Here is a 14,646-nt window from a genome sequence, read left to right on the forward strand (position 1 = left end):
AAGGTCAGCTTTCAGAGCCATCACTTCCTGACTGAACGGCCGAGATGGGGTCGAACTCGGTCGTTCAGATTGATTGGGTTTTGACTCTAATCTCCCACGCGCCGCAGTGTGCCGAGATGATTGTCGTCGAGAAACTCTATGGTCATGGCCGACGCCTTGCCGTCGGGGCCGATGACAAAGCTTACGCCGGCGGGCCTGTCCGGCGTCTCGGCGTCCGGGAAGCTCAGGAACAGGTCGCCGTCGAAATGCTTCAATGAATAGGACCGCGCGCCGGCTGGCCCGACCTTGAGCACAAGAGCGTCTCCCGCACTGGATACGACCGCATCGCCGATGAAGTCGTTGGAGTAACGGCCTGCATAGGCGCTGGCCGGGACGGCTGGCCTTGCCGGAGACGGTGGCACGGCATAGGTGGCCTTGGCCCTCGCGACCGCCGGGCCGAACAGGCTCGCATAGGTGTCATCCCATGCCTTGACCCAATCCTTCTCGACCGTTCCGTCAAAGGCGAGATCGGCGAAGCTGTCGGACAGCCCTTCCGGCACGCCTGTCGAAAAGGCATTGGCGACGATGACGATGCCAAGCTTCTCCTCCGGAAAAAGTGTCACCAGGGTGCGGGCGCCGACGCTGAAGGCGCCGGCATGGCCCCAGCTCAGGCCATGCCGGCCGAATTCGACATTCCAGCCGAGGCCGTAGAAGGACGTGCCGCCTGAGACGGGGTTCTTGCCGCGGGCCATCAGGGGAACATGCGTCTGGTCCAGCGCGTCGGCTTTAATGAGTGTCTCACCGGCATAGACCCCATTGCCGAGCACGAGGCGCACCCATTGCGAGAGATCGCGTGCCGTGGAGCTGACGCCGCCTGCGGGCGCCTGCGCATCCGGGTCGCGCCTTACCTTCGCGGTCCAGACGCCGTCGATCTTGACGTGGAGCGCGGCGCGATTGGCGTGCTTGATGAAGTCCGCATGACGGGAGCTGGTCGAGGCCATTCCAAGCGGTCGGTAGAGCTTCTCCTCGGCGATCTCCTCCCAAGGCTTGCCCGTTGGCTTCGCGGCCGCGACGGCACCCTCGGTCAGTCCGAAATTGCTGTAGGAGTAGCCGGCACGAAAGCTCGACGATGGTGACACGAACCGCAGACGACGCAGGATCTCCGCGCGGTCGTAGCCAATGTCCTCGAGGTCGTCGCCGGCGGTGCCGGGAAGTCCGCTGCGGTGGGCGAACAGGTCGCGGACCGTGAGCTCACTGGTCGGATAGGGCTCGGACAGCCGGAAGGCCGGATCGAGATCGGCGATCTTCGCATCCCAGGAAACGATTTCCCCGCTGACCAGCGCCGCCACTATCGTTGCGGAGACCGGCTTGGAGAGGGAGGCGATCTGGAACACCGTGTCGGCGTCGACGGCCTCCGGCTTGCCGGCCTCGCGATGCCCGAACCCCTTGAGGAAGACCACCTTGTCGCCGTGGACGACCCCGATGGCGAGACCAGGCACCCCACCATCCGCGACGACGCCTTCGGCGAGCGCCTCGAGCTTCGACAGGGCGGCAGTGATCCGATCAGGCGTAATGGTGTCGGCCGACGCCGCATGCGGCGAAAGCACCATGACGGCGATGAAGGCCCACATCCCCCAACGGCGGAGAGTCCGATCCAGTCGCACGCTCCAGCTCCTCCCCTGCATTCACCTGTTCATAGTACAGGCCCGCGCAGGAAAGGCCAACACTCAGGATGATGCAATGTGGCAAAGCTCCGCGATGGTCCGGATTGTGTCACGACCGGACCTTTGTCGACGCGAAGCTCGCCCCGAGCCTTGCGGTCGTTCAGTTGCAACGGCGGGTCTCGCTCCTGATGGACGGCCTGCGCCTCAGCGCTGCGAAGTCTGCGAAGACCGGCTGAGTTAGCCAATTCCATAGACCAGGCTCACGCGCCCATCCGAAAGCTGCCCGACCTTCCGCAATTCGAGCCCACGACGATTTTGCGTCGTCGCAAACAGCGCCTTCCCGTCGCCGACGAGCAGCGGGTAGACGATCAGCCGGAGCTCATTCACCAGCCCGGCATCGATGAGGCTCGCGGTCATTCGGGCGCCGCCCATGAGATAGATGTCCTTGCCGGGCTGCTGCTTGAGGGCAGCGATGTCCTCGAAGGTCCGCACGAAGCGCGTCTTTGGCCACAGCGCCGAAGTCATCGTGTTCGACAGCACATAATGCGGGGTCTGTTCGGCAAAGCGGGCCCATTCGAGCTCGGCCGGCGTCGGCAATTTGCCGGTCATCGGCAGCGGCTTGTCCGGCTCGTTCTGTATCGCGGTCCAATAGCGCTCGTAGCCGGCATACATGGCGCTCCCGAGCAGACAGGCGTCGATTTGCGGCATCAGGCCGTATTCCTCCGACCATGCGTCGACCCAATCCGCGTATCCCTCGGGTCCCTCCATCTTGCCGTCGAGGGAAATCTTCATTCCGGTGATCAATTTGCGCATGACTTCCTCCATCGGGCTTGCGAAATGCAAGCACGTCTCATCGTCGGTCCGTTGCTGGTGTGCGAGCTTTCCAGGGGCGGATGCCGGCAGAGGCTCGGCGGTGACTTCAGGGCTGGCCGATCGTGTCAGGCCGGCAGGCGGCGGTCGTATTCTTCGCGCAGGCGGCTCCAGCCATCCCAGAACGAGGTCGGCGTCTTGCCCGCGAGGCGGGCGGCCAGCATGTCGAGGTGCATGTGCCAGCCGGCGGTGACGTTGAGCTGGGTTGCGCGTTCCGGCAGCCGGCGATGGATGACGGTGAGCAGCACATCATTGCCCTCCGGCTCCAGCAAGAAGGAAACTCCGCCGGTGTTTCCCCAGGTGATCGCGAGCTTGCGCGGCGCATCGAGCTCGGTAATACGGCCCTCCATCCGATGCTCTTCGGGAAAACCTGCGGGGCGCTGGCCAGGCGGATCGGTCAGCTCGTCGTTACGCCAGACGAGCTCGAACGACGTGCCGGCCTTCATTTCCATCTGGCCCGCAGCCATCCACTGCCGGCGCAAGTCACTCTCGGTGAGATAAGCCCAGACGCGCTCGATAGGACCGGGCAAAAGGCGTTGAATGGTGAACGTGGCGGGCTCGGTCAGCTCGCCATAGGCTTCGATGCTTTTCATCTGGTTCACTGGTCGTCTCCTTCTTTTGAGTTGGGCGATTTCTTGGAATCATCCTGGGCTTTGCGTGCGTCCTCCTCGCGAAGGAGGCGTTCGAGAACGTCGAGACGGCTGGTCCAGAAGCGCTCGTAGAAGCCCAGCCACTGATGGGCGCTGGCCAGCGGTCCGGGTTCGAGCCGGCAGACATGCGTCCGGCCCCTCACCTCTCGACGGATAAGCCCTGCGTTCTCCAGCGCCTTGATGTGCTTGGAGGCGGCGGCAAGCGACATGGCGAAGGGTTGCGCCAACTGGCTCACCGTTCGCTCGCCGCCGGCGAGATCGCGAAGCATGTGCCGGCGGGTGGCGTCGCCAAGCGCGTGAAAGACCGAGTCCATCTGGGGCGTCTCTAATTCAACCATGTAGTTGAATATAGACGCGCGTCTTCAGATAGTCAACCGTTTGGTTGAATGATTTGGAAGGAGACTCCACAGGCAGCCTGTAGCGGAAGCGGAGCGAAACCTTCACTTGCCTTCGAAGAAAGTATGAATCGAGGTTTCCAGCTTTTCGATAAGTTGAGGGTTATGGCAGCTTCCAGCCCAGATCAGGGCGTTCAGTCTCATATCCTTGTTGAGAAAGTTCATTTTCCGAGAATCAAGCAGGTATCCCGCGACGTCGTAGTGCCGTCCCTTGATAGCCTCGATAAGCGCGTTGTTTCTTCCGGTCTTATCACTCAGATTCACGTCGGCGCCATTCTCGACAAGCAGCTTAACGACATCCAGATGCCCGTTCTTTGCTGCTTCGATAAGGGCCGTCCTGCCGTAGTATTCGGCTCTTGCATTGATCTCTATTTCGGGATGTTTCACGAGAGCTAGAATGGATGCGTAGTGGCCCTTGGCCGAAGCGAGGCTCAAAGGCGTGCTCTTCCATGTGTTTCTGGAGTTCACATCGACAGCTGGGTGTTCGATCAACGCCTCGACCGCCGCGGTGCGGGCGTTGAGGGCTGCGAGATGAAGTGCTGACCAGCCGCCGCCGTCCGCCTCGTTGATATTGGCGCCGGCCGCCAACTCCGCTCGAACGGCCTCCGCATCGCCCCGTTCTGCCGCGAGCAGCAGATTCGACCAACCTCTCGCCCCTTCGGCTTCCAAGTTCTCGGTCAATGCAGTCGCCTCTCCGAATGCTCCCGCAGAATATCATTGTTCCGGTTCGGCCGACATCCATCGAATGACAGGCTTCCAGCGAAAAGCCTTCTCATTCGACAGCCCTATCGGATAAGGTGAGAAGCAAGATGCGAATTGGACGTCGGCGATTTCTGGTCCTGTCGCTCGGAGCGGCTGCCTTCGGCAAGGCACAAGCCTCCGAGCCACTTTGGGCAGCCCTGCGATCCGGAAAAGCTATCGCCTTGCTGCGCCATGCTGCAGCCCCTGGCTCCGGCGCCCCCCCTGGCTTCAGGCTCGGTGATTGCAGCACACAGCGGAATCTGTCGGCAGAAGGTCGTGCGCAGTCCCGCGCGATCGGCGACCTGTTCCGTGCAAATGGCATCTCCTTGGCAGCGGTCTATTCGAGCCAGTGGTGTCGTTGCATCGATACAGCTCGCCTGCTCGGTTTGGGCAAAGTTGTGCCTCTTGAGTTGCTCAATTCGTTCTTCGGCGACAGTGCGGCCGCAAAGGAGCACACCGCTGCCCTTTCGGCCTGGCTCCGCGGGCAGCGTTTCGGTGGACCAGCCGTTCTTGTCACGCATCAGGTCAACATCACCGGCTTGACCGGCGAGGTGCCGGATAGCGGCGAAATGATCATCGCCAGTATTCATGAAGCTGACCCCGTGCAGGTCATCGGGCATGTTGCCACGCCAGCTTGAGCATCATGGCCTTCGACCCCATCTCGTGCAGCGTCGCCTCAGTCGTGGAACAACGACGCGCGAGGAGAGATCAAAGGGAGTGATGGCATGGCTATCGATTTCAACCACACGATACTGTCGGCCCGCGACAGCGAGGCGTCGGCAAAATTCCTGGCGGAAATGCTTGGCCTTCCAGCCCCGAGGCGCTGGGGACCTTTCCAGATGGTCACAACCGAAAACGGTGCCAACCTCGACTACATGGATACCTCAGGCGAAATCACGCCGCAGCATTATGCGTTCCTGGTCAGCGAAGCCGAGTTCGACGCGATCTTCGGTAGGATTCGTGAACGGGCGCTCCCCTACTGGGCTGACCCTGGCCGAGCGCAGCTGGGCGAGATCAATCACCACGACGGCGGCCGCGGTGTTTATTTCGAGGACCCGAACGGTCACCTTCTCGAGATCATTACCCGTCAATACGGCAGCGGCGGATGGAACCCGTGATCGCTCGGTGACGTAGCCAGGCGGCGGACGCACTCAACTAGGTCATCATTTGATCGAACGGCCGATGCCGAGGCGCGCCCGTTTCGCGTGGGTACCTTGTCGCTCGCTCCATGCCTGCGAAATCCGCGGCGACAGGTGGTATCGGAGTGATTGGTGCGCAATATTGACATGTGGAGTTGCCTCGACGTTCCGTGACGGGCCGCCGGAGGGGCAGCCCGCCAGAGGGGGACTAAATGCGTCGCATCGCTCGGATCTCGCTTGCCATCGTCCTTTCGCTAGCCGTTGCAATCTTGACTGGCTGGGCCGGACTTGCCATGTGGTATCGTCTGCCCGTGGCCGAGCTTGGACGGGCTGTGGGCGGCGTCCTTTTCATCTTGTTCGGTCTCGCCACCGTCATTGCGCTCTTCAGCCGATTTCGCATCAGGGCGCTTGTCCCGTTTGTGGCTGCGCTTGCTGTGGTTCTGGCTTGGTGGAGCACCATCAGACCTTTCGACCACGCGGACTGGGCGCCCGATGTCGCCCGTCAGGTGACCGGCACCCGCGACGGGAATCTGTTGACGCTGACGGACGTGCGCGACTTCGAATGGCGTAGCGACACTGATTTCACCGAACGCTGGACAACGCGGACCTACGACCTCTCCAACATTCAGACGGTCGACCTCTTCATGTCTTATTGGTCCGGGACCAAAATCGCCCATGTCATCATAAGCTTCGGCTTTGCAGGAGGTGACTACCTTGCCTGGTCGATTGAGGTGCGGCGCCGTGCAGGCGGCAAGTTTTCACCCATGGCAGACCTGTTCAAGAGCAATCCCCTGGTCATTATTGCGGCTGATGAGCGAGACGTCGTCGGCGTCAGGTCAAACGTTCGTGGAGAGGACGTCCAAATCTATCGGCTAAAAGTGTCACCGGACGCGGCCCGGGCGCTCTTGCTGGAATACGTCCTGGACGCAAATGCACTTTCCACGACGCCGGAGTTCTATAATTCCATCACGACGAACTGCACGACCACGATCGTCAAGATGATGCGAGCCGTCGGTGACGTGGTCCCTCTTGACTGGCGCCTGATCGTTAATGGCTATCTTCCAGAATATGCGTATGCACGGGGCGCGCTCGATAGCCGCTTGCCGATGTCGGTTTTGAGGGAGTTGGCCCACATTGACGGCCGTGCGCGGGAGTCAGGCCTTTCGCCGGACTTTTCGAGATTGATCCGGATTGGCGTGCCATCTCCCGGTCCAATTTATTGATCTCCAGGACCGTGTCACGGAGCACTTCTACTTTCTCCGCCTGTCGACTGGCCTTGGCGGGCACCGAGCCTAGATAAGCACTGCGCTGGGGCGAAAGGATGCAGAAGGACCTGAGCATGCCTGAACAGATTACCCTGAGTAAACCTGAACAGATCACGTTGAACGATGGCTCAGCCATTCCCCAGATCGGCCTTGGCGTGTGGCAGGTCGATCCAGCCATCACGAGCCAAGTGGTGAGTTGGGGAATCGAGGTCGGCTACAGGTTGATCGACACCGCCGAAGGCTACCGGAACGAGGAAGGCGTCGGGCAGGCGATCCGCAAGGCTGGCGTGCCGAGAGGCGAGTTGTTCATCACCTCCAAGCTGCGCAACGGCGCGCATCAGCGTGACGCCGCCCTTCGGGCTTTCGACGAGACGATGAGCAAGCTCGGGATCGAAAAGATCGACCTGTTTCTGATCCACTGGCCAGTGCCCAGCCAGGATAAATATGTCGAGGCGTGGAAGACCCTGATCGAACTCAGGCAATCCGGCCGAATCAAGTCGATCGGCGTTTCGAATTTTAACCAGGACCATCTGGAGCGGATCATCGGCGAGACCGGGGTCACGCCCTCGGTCAACCAGATCGAGCTTCATCCCCGGTTTCAACAGCGCGGCATCAGAGATTTTCATAGCACGCACGACATCCGCATCGAAAGCTGGAGCCCGCTGGGCAGCGGCCGGCTATTGAGCGACCCGACCCTTGAAAAGCTCGCCGGAAAACATCGCAAGTCCGTGGCGCAGGTGATCATCAGATGGCACCTTCAGGAAGGGCTGATCGTCATTCCAAAGTCGGTCCACCAGAACCGGATCGCCGCCAATTTCGATGTCTTCGATTTCGAGCTGGACGCGGCAGACGTTGCGCTCATTCGAGGCATGGACTCATCAGACGGTCGCACCGGGCCGAACCCCACCACGGCTGCGTTCCTGTTCTGAGGGAGCCGACGGCGAAGCTGCCAATCTCCCCCCTCGTGGGGGAGATGCCAAGTTGGCAAAGAGGGCAGGACAGAGGGGGGCGCTGTCCCGCCGGCCCGTTGAAATTAGCCCTTCCCGCTCACCTCATATCCCCGATCCATCCAGCAGCGGGACATCTTCTTCGTCCCAGGGGCTCGGCAATGAACCCTTGCTCAGATTGGCTGTCGGCAGCGGCATCCAGCATTTCAGCTCGGGTTCGGCGTATTCAACCACGCGTCCTGGAGACGAGTCGGACGCGCGCCAGCCCTCGCTGCCGAACTGGTCGGCTCGAGACCAGTAAGCCAGGTCGACTTCCGCCGGCCCCTGTTCGGAGGGCCGAACCGTGACGAGGATTCGGCTGCCATCCCTTGGCGCGCTTGACATGTGATGCCACCGATCGGGCTCGTCCATCGTATCTCCTCCTGACGCCGGCATGACGACCTCGGCCGTCCAGACGAATAGTCGCTTCACGTGCAAAGCCGGTCAACCCGAACTTTGCGCAGGACAGGCTATAGTTGGCGGCCTGTCGGTCTGTCGCGACGTGGGCTCGCTGTCATCAGCGAACCTTGGCCTTGACCGCCCAGGCTCTCGTTTTCAGGGGAATCGACCCGTCCTCGCCGCGCGGCAGACTCTCACGGAGCCTCTCCATCAATTTCTGGCGAGCTGCGGGGGCGAGGCTCATGCAATAGCCGGGTGCGGGTCCCGCACCCAGGGTGAAGGGGTGCCAGTAGTCGTCAAAATCCTTGAATACGGCCGGCATTTCAAGCCGGGTGGAGTCGACGGAAACCAGGCCGGCCTTCCTGGCGAGATCGGTCAATCCGTCTTGTGTGCAGAACGGAAAGCGCCTGTCCTCGGTAAGGTCGACAGCGCCGGGGTCGAGCGCCGCCGCAGCGGTCCAGAAGGCCCGCATGAATTCCACCCCGCCACCAGGATAATCCCAGACATAGAACCCAATCGTCGCGTCGCGGCGGGCCACCCGCCCCATCTCCGCGAGCGCCTTTTCCTTGTCGGGGATGAAGTTGAGAACAAGCGCCGACACGACCATGTCCTTGCTGCCGGATTCCATGGCCAGGGCCTGCGCATCGCCTGCGAGAAACTCGACGCGTTTGTCCGGCACGTTTGCCCGCGCCTTGGCGAGAAAACCCTCCGATGGGTCTATGGACACCAGGCTCCTGGGATTGCAGCGCGCCAGGATGGCTGCCGACAGCGCCCCGGTTCCGCAACCCACCTCCAGCCAATCCAGTCCCTCCGCCGGATCGAGCCAATCCAGGAACAGTGGAGCGATCTGACGGCTCCATCGCCCCATATAGAGATCGTAGCTATCCCCGGCCTGCCAGGCGTCGTGACGCGTTGCCTGAGCCATCGCAATCTCCTCCCCGAGATAATTTCAGAGCATTGGTCGGCGGCAAGAATACGCCCGCCGCAATCCCAGGAACAGAGGCGCAAGAGTGCGACTTGAGCTCGAAATGCATAATCAGAGGGTCAGACGCTGGACCTCTCCGGTCCCGAGGGAAATCGCCTGCTGACGCAGGCGATCGGTCGGCTGGTTTCGTGCGGCTCTCTGGACCGCTCGCCGACTATCGCCGCGTTGCCGTTCTGGGAAATTCCACCACGTCTGCGGGCGGACGCTTGTACTGGGCTGCGGCAATTGCATCGATCAGAATATCCAGAGCCGCACGAGCCGTGCTGCTCGTCTCGTCATCGCCGCGCAAATAGTGGCAGGCTCGTTCAAGATGGAGGTGGGCGGCGGCAAAGTCGCTAGTCATGGATTCTCCTTTTGCCCGCCGTTCGACAAGGATGGCCCATTTCGATTTACCCAAAGGCGAATATCCACAGGTGGATTTGAATCAATTTTGGCCGGTTAACCAGATCTTCAGCATCTCAAGGCGACCTTGCTGTGCGGACATGTGTTGAGTTCCGCCCAGGCAACAGACCCGCTCCGGAGACCGGGGCGGGTTTTTGCTTGAATGTCGCCTGGGCAGAACTTGACATGGCGCGACGGCTGGAAGTCCGCCATTCGTCCAGGTTGGGCCAACCGGAGCAAGCATGCCTGACGTGGAAACCAGCCGCTACGCGCGCGCTCTCTTTCGCCCGACACCAGCAGATCGACGAGGGCGCGCACCCGGTCGGCCTAAAGCGCGCCGCATCAGCCGTGGTATCGATGCTACACATGCGTGCCAGGCTAGGGCAGCCGGGCCCGGCATGGCCCTAGCCTGGGTTACTGTTATAGCTACAGGTATATTAGTGATTTCTTGACAATCGCTTGGAGCTCTGCTTTCCTTGATTCATTGATAATTAAGTAAGTCGTGCGTTTTTTTGGGGACGGTGTTCGCATGTCAACCTTGGTTGTTGCGGACCCGCGGGGAGTCTATCTCGCCGGTCTGGAGTGGGTTCTGCGGAAGGCTGGCCACAGCGTTGTGGCAAACTGCCATCGCATAATTGACGTTGTCCCGCATGTGGAGCGCCATCGGCCTGATATTGTCGTCATAGGCGTGGACATCGCCAGTCAGCAGACGGCCAGTCTCTCCTCTCGACTGAGAACTATGAACAGCGCGCTGGGCATAATTTTCATCCTGCAACCAAACGGCGGGTTCGGCGTCAAGGACATACAGGAGCTCGACGCCGACGGCTTGCTGCTGGACGGCATCAGCCATAGCTATCTTGTCGAATGCGTAAATGTCGTGGCGGCCGGTCGAAAATGGGTCGACAACAACATCCTCCAGCATCTGTTGATGCCGATATCTCAGCATCATCCCGAGCCGAGGCTTACAGGACGTGAGGCCGAAGTCGCCAGCCTCGTCGTGCGCGGGTTCCGCAACAAGAACATCGCCGAGCAGCTGCACGTATCCGAGGGCACGGTGAAAATGCACTTGCACCACGTCTACGAAAAGCTCCACCTCAGCAGCAGGGCTGAATTGGCCTGGGCGACGTTTGACAAAGCTGCCGATCATCCGGGGACAGGTCACAAGAGCGGGCTTTGACCATCACCTTCGGCCAAGCGTCGAGGCCGCTGCGTCAACATGATATCGGCCACAGGCCGGAAACCCACAGCATATCGATCGCCCGTTACACCAACGCGGTCATCCGCAAGCGCCTGTCGGCGCTCGATAAATCGAAGGATGTATATCGTTCGATCAGGGTGCGGTTATTCACCACAATACTATCGAACCGAGAATGGACGCGTCCTCTCCATCGGCGACACAATAGGTTCGAGGGCTGCAATTCAGGACGCGACCGATTCACTCGGGTAGGTGCAATTCCGGCGTCTGGGGGTGGATCCCTTTTTCTTGAAGCGTTTTAACCAAGGAGAATCTCCATGGCAATCGACATCGTAGCTCAAGACATCATCATCGACGAGACCACCGGTCTTCAGGTCGAGGACGATGATGTTAACCCGTTGGATTCGCCGCACAGCACCGATCCCACGCTGCAATATCTCCTAGGTCTCGACGATGCGGGCGGGCTGACCTCACCGGAGGTCGCCTTCCAGACCGACTTCGTGGTCGCCTCGGCGAGTGCAGGGGAAACCATCACCTCGGTCGTTCTCTCCCAGAACCTCAATGGAACCCCGTTTTCCACCACCGTCGGCGTGAACAGCGACATTCAGACGGTCGATGGCAATTATGTCTGGCTGTTCCAAGACCCAACTCATGCAAACGTCGTGATCGGCGTCATCGGTACCTCTGACGGGACCGTCGCGCCCGACCCAACCGGTCCGCTCGCCTTCTCGCTTGGGCTGAACAGCACCAGCAACACCAATGCGAACCTGTACACGGTCCAGTATGTGCCGTTGTTCCATCCGGACGAGACCAACCCGGACGACCGCATCGATCTGACTGACAAGGTGTTCGCCTCTGTCACGGGGACCACCGTGGTCAATTTCGGCCAGCTTGGTGACGCCCCTCCTGGACACAACAATTGGTATATCCTCGACGCCGACGTAGCGAGCCCGCAGAAGATTCTTGTCACGGCTCACGACAATGGCGTGCAAGCTGAAGTCAACATCAGCACGCAAGGCTTGGGTGTCGCATCTCAAGACGTGCGCTTTGGCCGTGAGCTCCAGATCGACCTGATCAGCGGCGGCACCCAGAGCGCGGGTAAGGACTTTACCAACACGCCAACCGCGCCTGACTACGACGCCCACATCGAGAACGTCTCCGGCGCGGGTTTCTCGGTCTCGCAGTCGACGCCGACCAACACCGTGGCTGACATCGAGATCCACGCCTATAATAATGACGACAACGCGGAAGGCGCTAATCTCCCCGGTGATGACAACGATACGGAGATCAATATCACCGGAGTGACTTTCAAACTGAACGGCGTCGCAACAACAGCCGCGGCCCTGGGCATCACGGTTGATCTCAGCGGCACTGGACTGATCCTTCAGGATGTCGGCGAGGGCGTGACGGTCGACTTCACGACCGCAGGCGGGGCTGGCGGAACCTTTGACCGCTTCACCATCAAGAACATCGACACCGAGAAAGACTATTTCGATGTCAAGGAGGTGCACTTTTCTGGTGCTGTAGCCAACGCCCACAACGAACAGGTCGGCTCCTTCATCAACTTCGACGATGACGGGCCGACACTCTCGATCACGGCCGCGCCGACGGTTGGCGCCGCCGAGGTGGTCGAGGCGAGCGGGGTTGGCGGGCAGAGCCAGGCGACGATCACGCCGCCGACCTTCACGGCGAGCGCGGTCGACGGCTTCACAACCAATGTGACCTACGCCCTGGCCCTGGCGGGCGGGACGGCGACCGGGCTGCTGACGACGGCGGGCAACCATGCGATCACGCTAGTGGCCGACTCGGCCAGCCAGATCTCGGGCCAGTATGACAGCGACGGCAACAACACGCTCGATGCGACGGCGTTCACGGTGACGCTGTCTGGCACGACGGTGACGCTGACGTCGTTGGTTGCCCTTGAGCATTCGAACGCGCCGCAAGGCGCGGGCGAGGACAACTCGCTCGACCTCGGCACTCTGATCAACGTGGTGTCGACGGTGACGGTGACGGACGGCGACGACGACGTCGTGTCGTCGCAAAGCGCGAGCTCGGGGCTGTCGCTGACCTTCAACGACACCGATCCGACGCTCTCGATCACGGCCGCGCCGACGGTTGGCGCCGCCGAGGTGGTCGAGGCGAGCGGGGCTGGCGGGCAGAGGCAGGTGACGATCACGCCGCCGACCTTCACGGCGAGCGCGGTCGACGGCTTCACGACGAATGTGAGCTACGCACTGGCCCTGGCGGGCGGGCCGGCGACCGGGCTGCTGACGACGGAGGGCAACCATGCGATCACGCTGGTGGCCGACTCGGCCAGCCAGATCTCGGGCCAGTATGACAGCGACGGCAACAACACGCTCGATGCGACGGCGTTCACGGTGACGCTGTCTGGCACGACGGTGACGCTGACGTCGTTGGTTGCCCTTGAGCACTCGAACGCGCCGCAAGGCGCGGGCGAGGACAACTCGCTCGACCTCGGCACTCTGATCAACGTGGTGTCGACGGTGACGGTGACGGACGGCGACGACGACGTCGTGTCGTCGCAAAGCGCGAGCTCGGGGCTGTCGCTGACCTTCAACGACACCGATCCGACGATCACGGCACCGTTCGACGGTGACCAGACCGGTGCCCCCGGAACCCCCGAGACGCTGGCTAACACGCTCAACGCGTCGGCTACCGGAGCCTTCGGGTACGACATGACGGACAAGCACACGGCCGCAGAGTATGCGGCGGGTGTTAGCGACTTTGTCGATACCAACGGTGCTTTGGCGGGCACCCAGATCGCGCTGACCGGCACGGTCGACAACGCGCAGAACCCGAATATCACCCAAGCGGTCGCAACCCGCACGGCTGAGACCGATACATCTGCGTCGTTTGCCTTCTCGTTCCACTACGACAAGGACCCAATCACGGCTGGTGTGCAGGACGCTACGGCGGGCGGCACGCTTATCTTCGACAAGGCTGCCGACACCTACACCGTCACCCTGACCGACGTGATCGACGGGTTCAGTTTCGACGTGCTTCACACCAGCGAGTTGGTGGCGAAAGCGCCCACCGGCAACACGGGACACCCGCTGATCGTCGCGGAGCAGCTGACGCCGAACGGCGATCCGGATCCGTTCTTCGTGCAGTTCACCGCAAACTCGACCACCCAGCAGATCGGCTTCGGGTTCAACTCGACCGGCGACGGAGCGACCGTTGGTGACACCACGTTCAACAACGGAGGTGCCACCCACGACATGATCACCAACACCCACGAAGACTGGGTGTCTGCAACCCGGGCGACAAACGGGGTCGCCGGTGACACGATCCAGAAGGGTGAAGTGCTGACGTTGCGGTTCTTCCAGGAGAACATCCTGGGCGACGTTAACCCGAATGCTCCCGGGGGCGGCACCGAGAGGCTTGACCCGACCACATCTGCCAGTGGGGTCGTGATCAAGTTCGACGGCATCGGCAACAGTGAGGACCTGGTCCTGATCCTCGATCTCAGGGACGCCAACGGCAATGAGATCACCAGGGCCGTCAACGTCCAGAACTTGGACTTGATCAAGGGCAACGCCAATGTCCCCTTCCCGTACAACACGGAGTTCACGCTCGATAACAACGATGCCCTCCTGATCTTGGAGAGCAACGACTACAATGATGGCATCGAGACGTTCCAGATCCAGGGCGTGCAGATCATGCAGAGCGACAATGGGCTGACGGGTACCGCCATCAACCTGAACGGGGCCGTCGGAGCGGGCGGTGACAGCAGTGCCACCTCTGGTCTGACGGCATGGGACACGACCGATAACGACGTCCTGAAGATCGTGGACATCGGGTTTGTGCAGCAGACCAGCGGGACGATCAGCGCCGACCTCGTCTTCGCCTTCAACGTTGCGGACGCGGACGCGGACCAGACTTTGACGCAGCAGATACTTGTTGACGTCGCCTGACACTTGACCAAACGGGGGCAGCCAATGCTGCCCCCGTACTGCCACCCGCGATCTGTTGCACG

At 61.3% G+C, this 14,646-nt stretch carries 14 protein-coding genes; 6 read left to right on the forward strand and 8 right to left on the reverse strand.

Annotated features, from left to right (window positions below; genetic code table 11):
• Positions 1–86: 86 nt before the first annotated feature.
• The 5 genes from RPG13_RS26510 to RPG13_RS26530 all read right to left on the reverse strand — a co-directional run bounded on the left by RPG13_RS26510 (position 87) and on the right by RPG13_RS26530 (position 4,239).
• Entirely contained in the window at positions 87–1,643 is a 1,557-nt protein-coding gene (locus RPG13_RS26510; protein WP_337126386.1) for a serine hydrolase, read from the reverse strand.
• A gap of 237 nt (positions 1,644–1,880) precedes the next feature.
• Positions 1,881–2,456: a dihydrofolate reductase family protein gene (locus RPG13_RS26515; protein WP_292506011.1), complete on the reverse strand. Its 576-nt coding sequence runs from the start codon at positions 2,454–2,456 to the stop codon at positions 1,881–1,883.
• 125 nt (positions 2,457–2,581) lie between these two features.
• Complete coding sequence (locus RPG13_RS26520) at positions 2,582–3,106, reverse strand: SRPBCC family protein (protein WP_095489352.1); 525 nt, start codon at positions 3,104–3,106, stop codon at positions 2,582–2,584.
• 5 nt (positions 3,107–3,111) lie between these two features.
• A complete protein-coding gene (locus RPG13_RS26525; RefSeq protein WP_128284027.1) occupies positions 3,112–3,501 on the reverse strand; it encodes an ArsR/SmtB family transcription factor in 390 nt (129 codons plus the stop codon).
• A gap of 102 nt (positions 3,502–3,603) precedes the next feature.
• Positions 3,604–4,239 (reverse strand): ankyrin repeat domain-containing protein, encoded by a 636-nt coding sequence (locus RPG13_RS26530; protein WP_126105604.1) that lies wholly within the window; start codon positions 4,237–4,239, stop codon positions 3,604–3,606.
• A 128-nt stretch (positions 4,240–4,367) separates the two neighbouring features.
• Between RPG13_RS26530 and RPG13_RS26535 the strand changes: the two genes are divergently transcribed.
• From RPG13_RS26535 to RPG13_RS26550, 4 genes are all read left to right on the forward strand, one after another.
• Complete coding sequence (locus tag RPG13_RS26535; RefSeq protein ID WP_337126387.1) at positions 4,368–4,937, forward strand: histidine phosphatase family protein; 570 nt, start codon at positions 4,368–4,370, stop codon at positions 4,935–4,937.
• Positions 4,938–5,024: 87 nt separating this feature from the next.
• Complete coding sequence (locus RPG13_RS26540) at positions 5,025–5,417, forward strand: VOC family protein (RefSeq protein WP_337126388.1); 393 nt, start codon at positions 5,025–5,027, stop codon at positions 5,415–5,417.
• 233 nt (positions 5,418–5,650) lie between these two features.
• Entirely contained in the window at positions 5,651–6,661 is a 1,011-nt protein-coding gene (locus tag RPG13_RS26545; RefSeq protein WP_292651565.1) for an Lnb N-terminal periplasmic domain-containing protein, read from the forward strand.
• A 116-nt stretch (positions 6,662–6,777) separates the two neighbouring features.
• Positions 6,778–7,632, forward strand: a complete 855-nt coding sequence (locus RPG13_RS26550; protein ID WP_337126389.1) for an aldo/keto reductase — start codon at positions 6,778–6,780, stop codon at positions 7,630–7,632.
• A gap of 123 nt (positions 7,633–7,755) precedes the next feature.
• On the opposite strand, the gene RPG13_RS26555 is transcribed toward RPG13_RS26550, so the two are convergent.
• From RPG13_RS26555 to RPG13_RS26565, 3 genes are all read right to left on the reverse strand, one after another.
• Positions 7,756–8,061: a hypothetical protein gene (locus RPG13_RS26555; RefSeq protein WP_337126390.1), complete on the reverse strand. Its 306-nt coding sequence runs from the start codon at positions 8,059–8,061 to the stop codon at positions 7,756–7,758.
• A 145-nt stretch (positions 8,062–8,206) separates the two neighbouring features.
• Positions 8,207–9,013: a class I SAM-dependent methyltransferase gene (locus tag RPG13_RS26560; protein WP_292625204.1), complete on the reverse strand. Its 807-nt coding sequence runs from the start codon at positions 9,011–9,013 to the stop codon at positions 8,207–8,209.
• A 214-nt stretch (positions 9,014–9,227) separates the two neighbouring features.
• Positions 9,228–9,470, reverse strand: a complete 243-nt coding sequence (locus RPG13_RS26565) for a hypothetical protein (RefSeq protein ID WP_337126391.1) — start codon at positions 9,468–9,470, stop codon at positions 9,228–9,230.
• A 486-nt stretch (positions 9,471–9,956) separates the two neighbouring features.
• Here RPG13_RS26565 and RPG13_RS26570 point away from each other — a divergent pair, with 486 nt between their 5' ends.
• Positions 9,957–10,631, forward strand: a complete 675-nt coding sequence (locus RPG13_RS26570) for a response regulator transcription factor (RefSeq protein WP_337126392.1) — start codon at positions 9,957–9,959, stop codon at positions 10,629–10,631.
• Between the two features lie 335 nt (positions 10,632–10,966).
• Positions 10,967–14,584, forward strand: a complete 3,618-nt coding sequence (locus tag RPG13_RS26575) for a beta strand repeat-containing protein (RefSeq protein WP_337126393.1) — start codon at positions 10,967–10,969, stop codon at positions 14,582–14,584.
• Positions 14,585–14,646 lie beyond the last annotated feature (62 nt).

Source organism: Mesorhizobium sp. ISC15, from assembly GCF_037162615.1.
Taxonomy (GTDB): domain Bacteria; phylum Pseudomonadota; class Alphaproteobacteria; order Rhizobiales; family Rhizobiaceae; genus Mesorhizobium; species Mesorhizobium mediterraneum.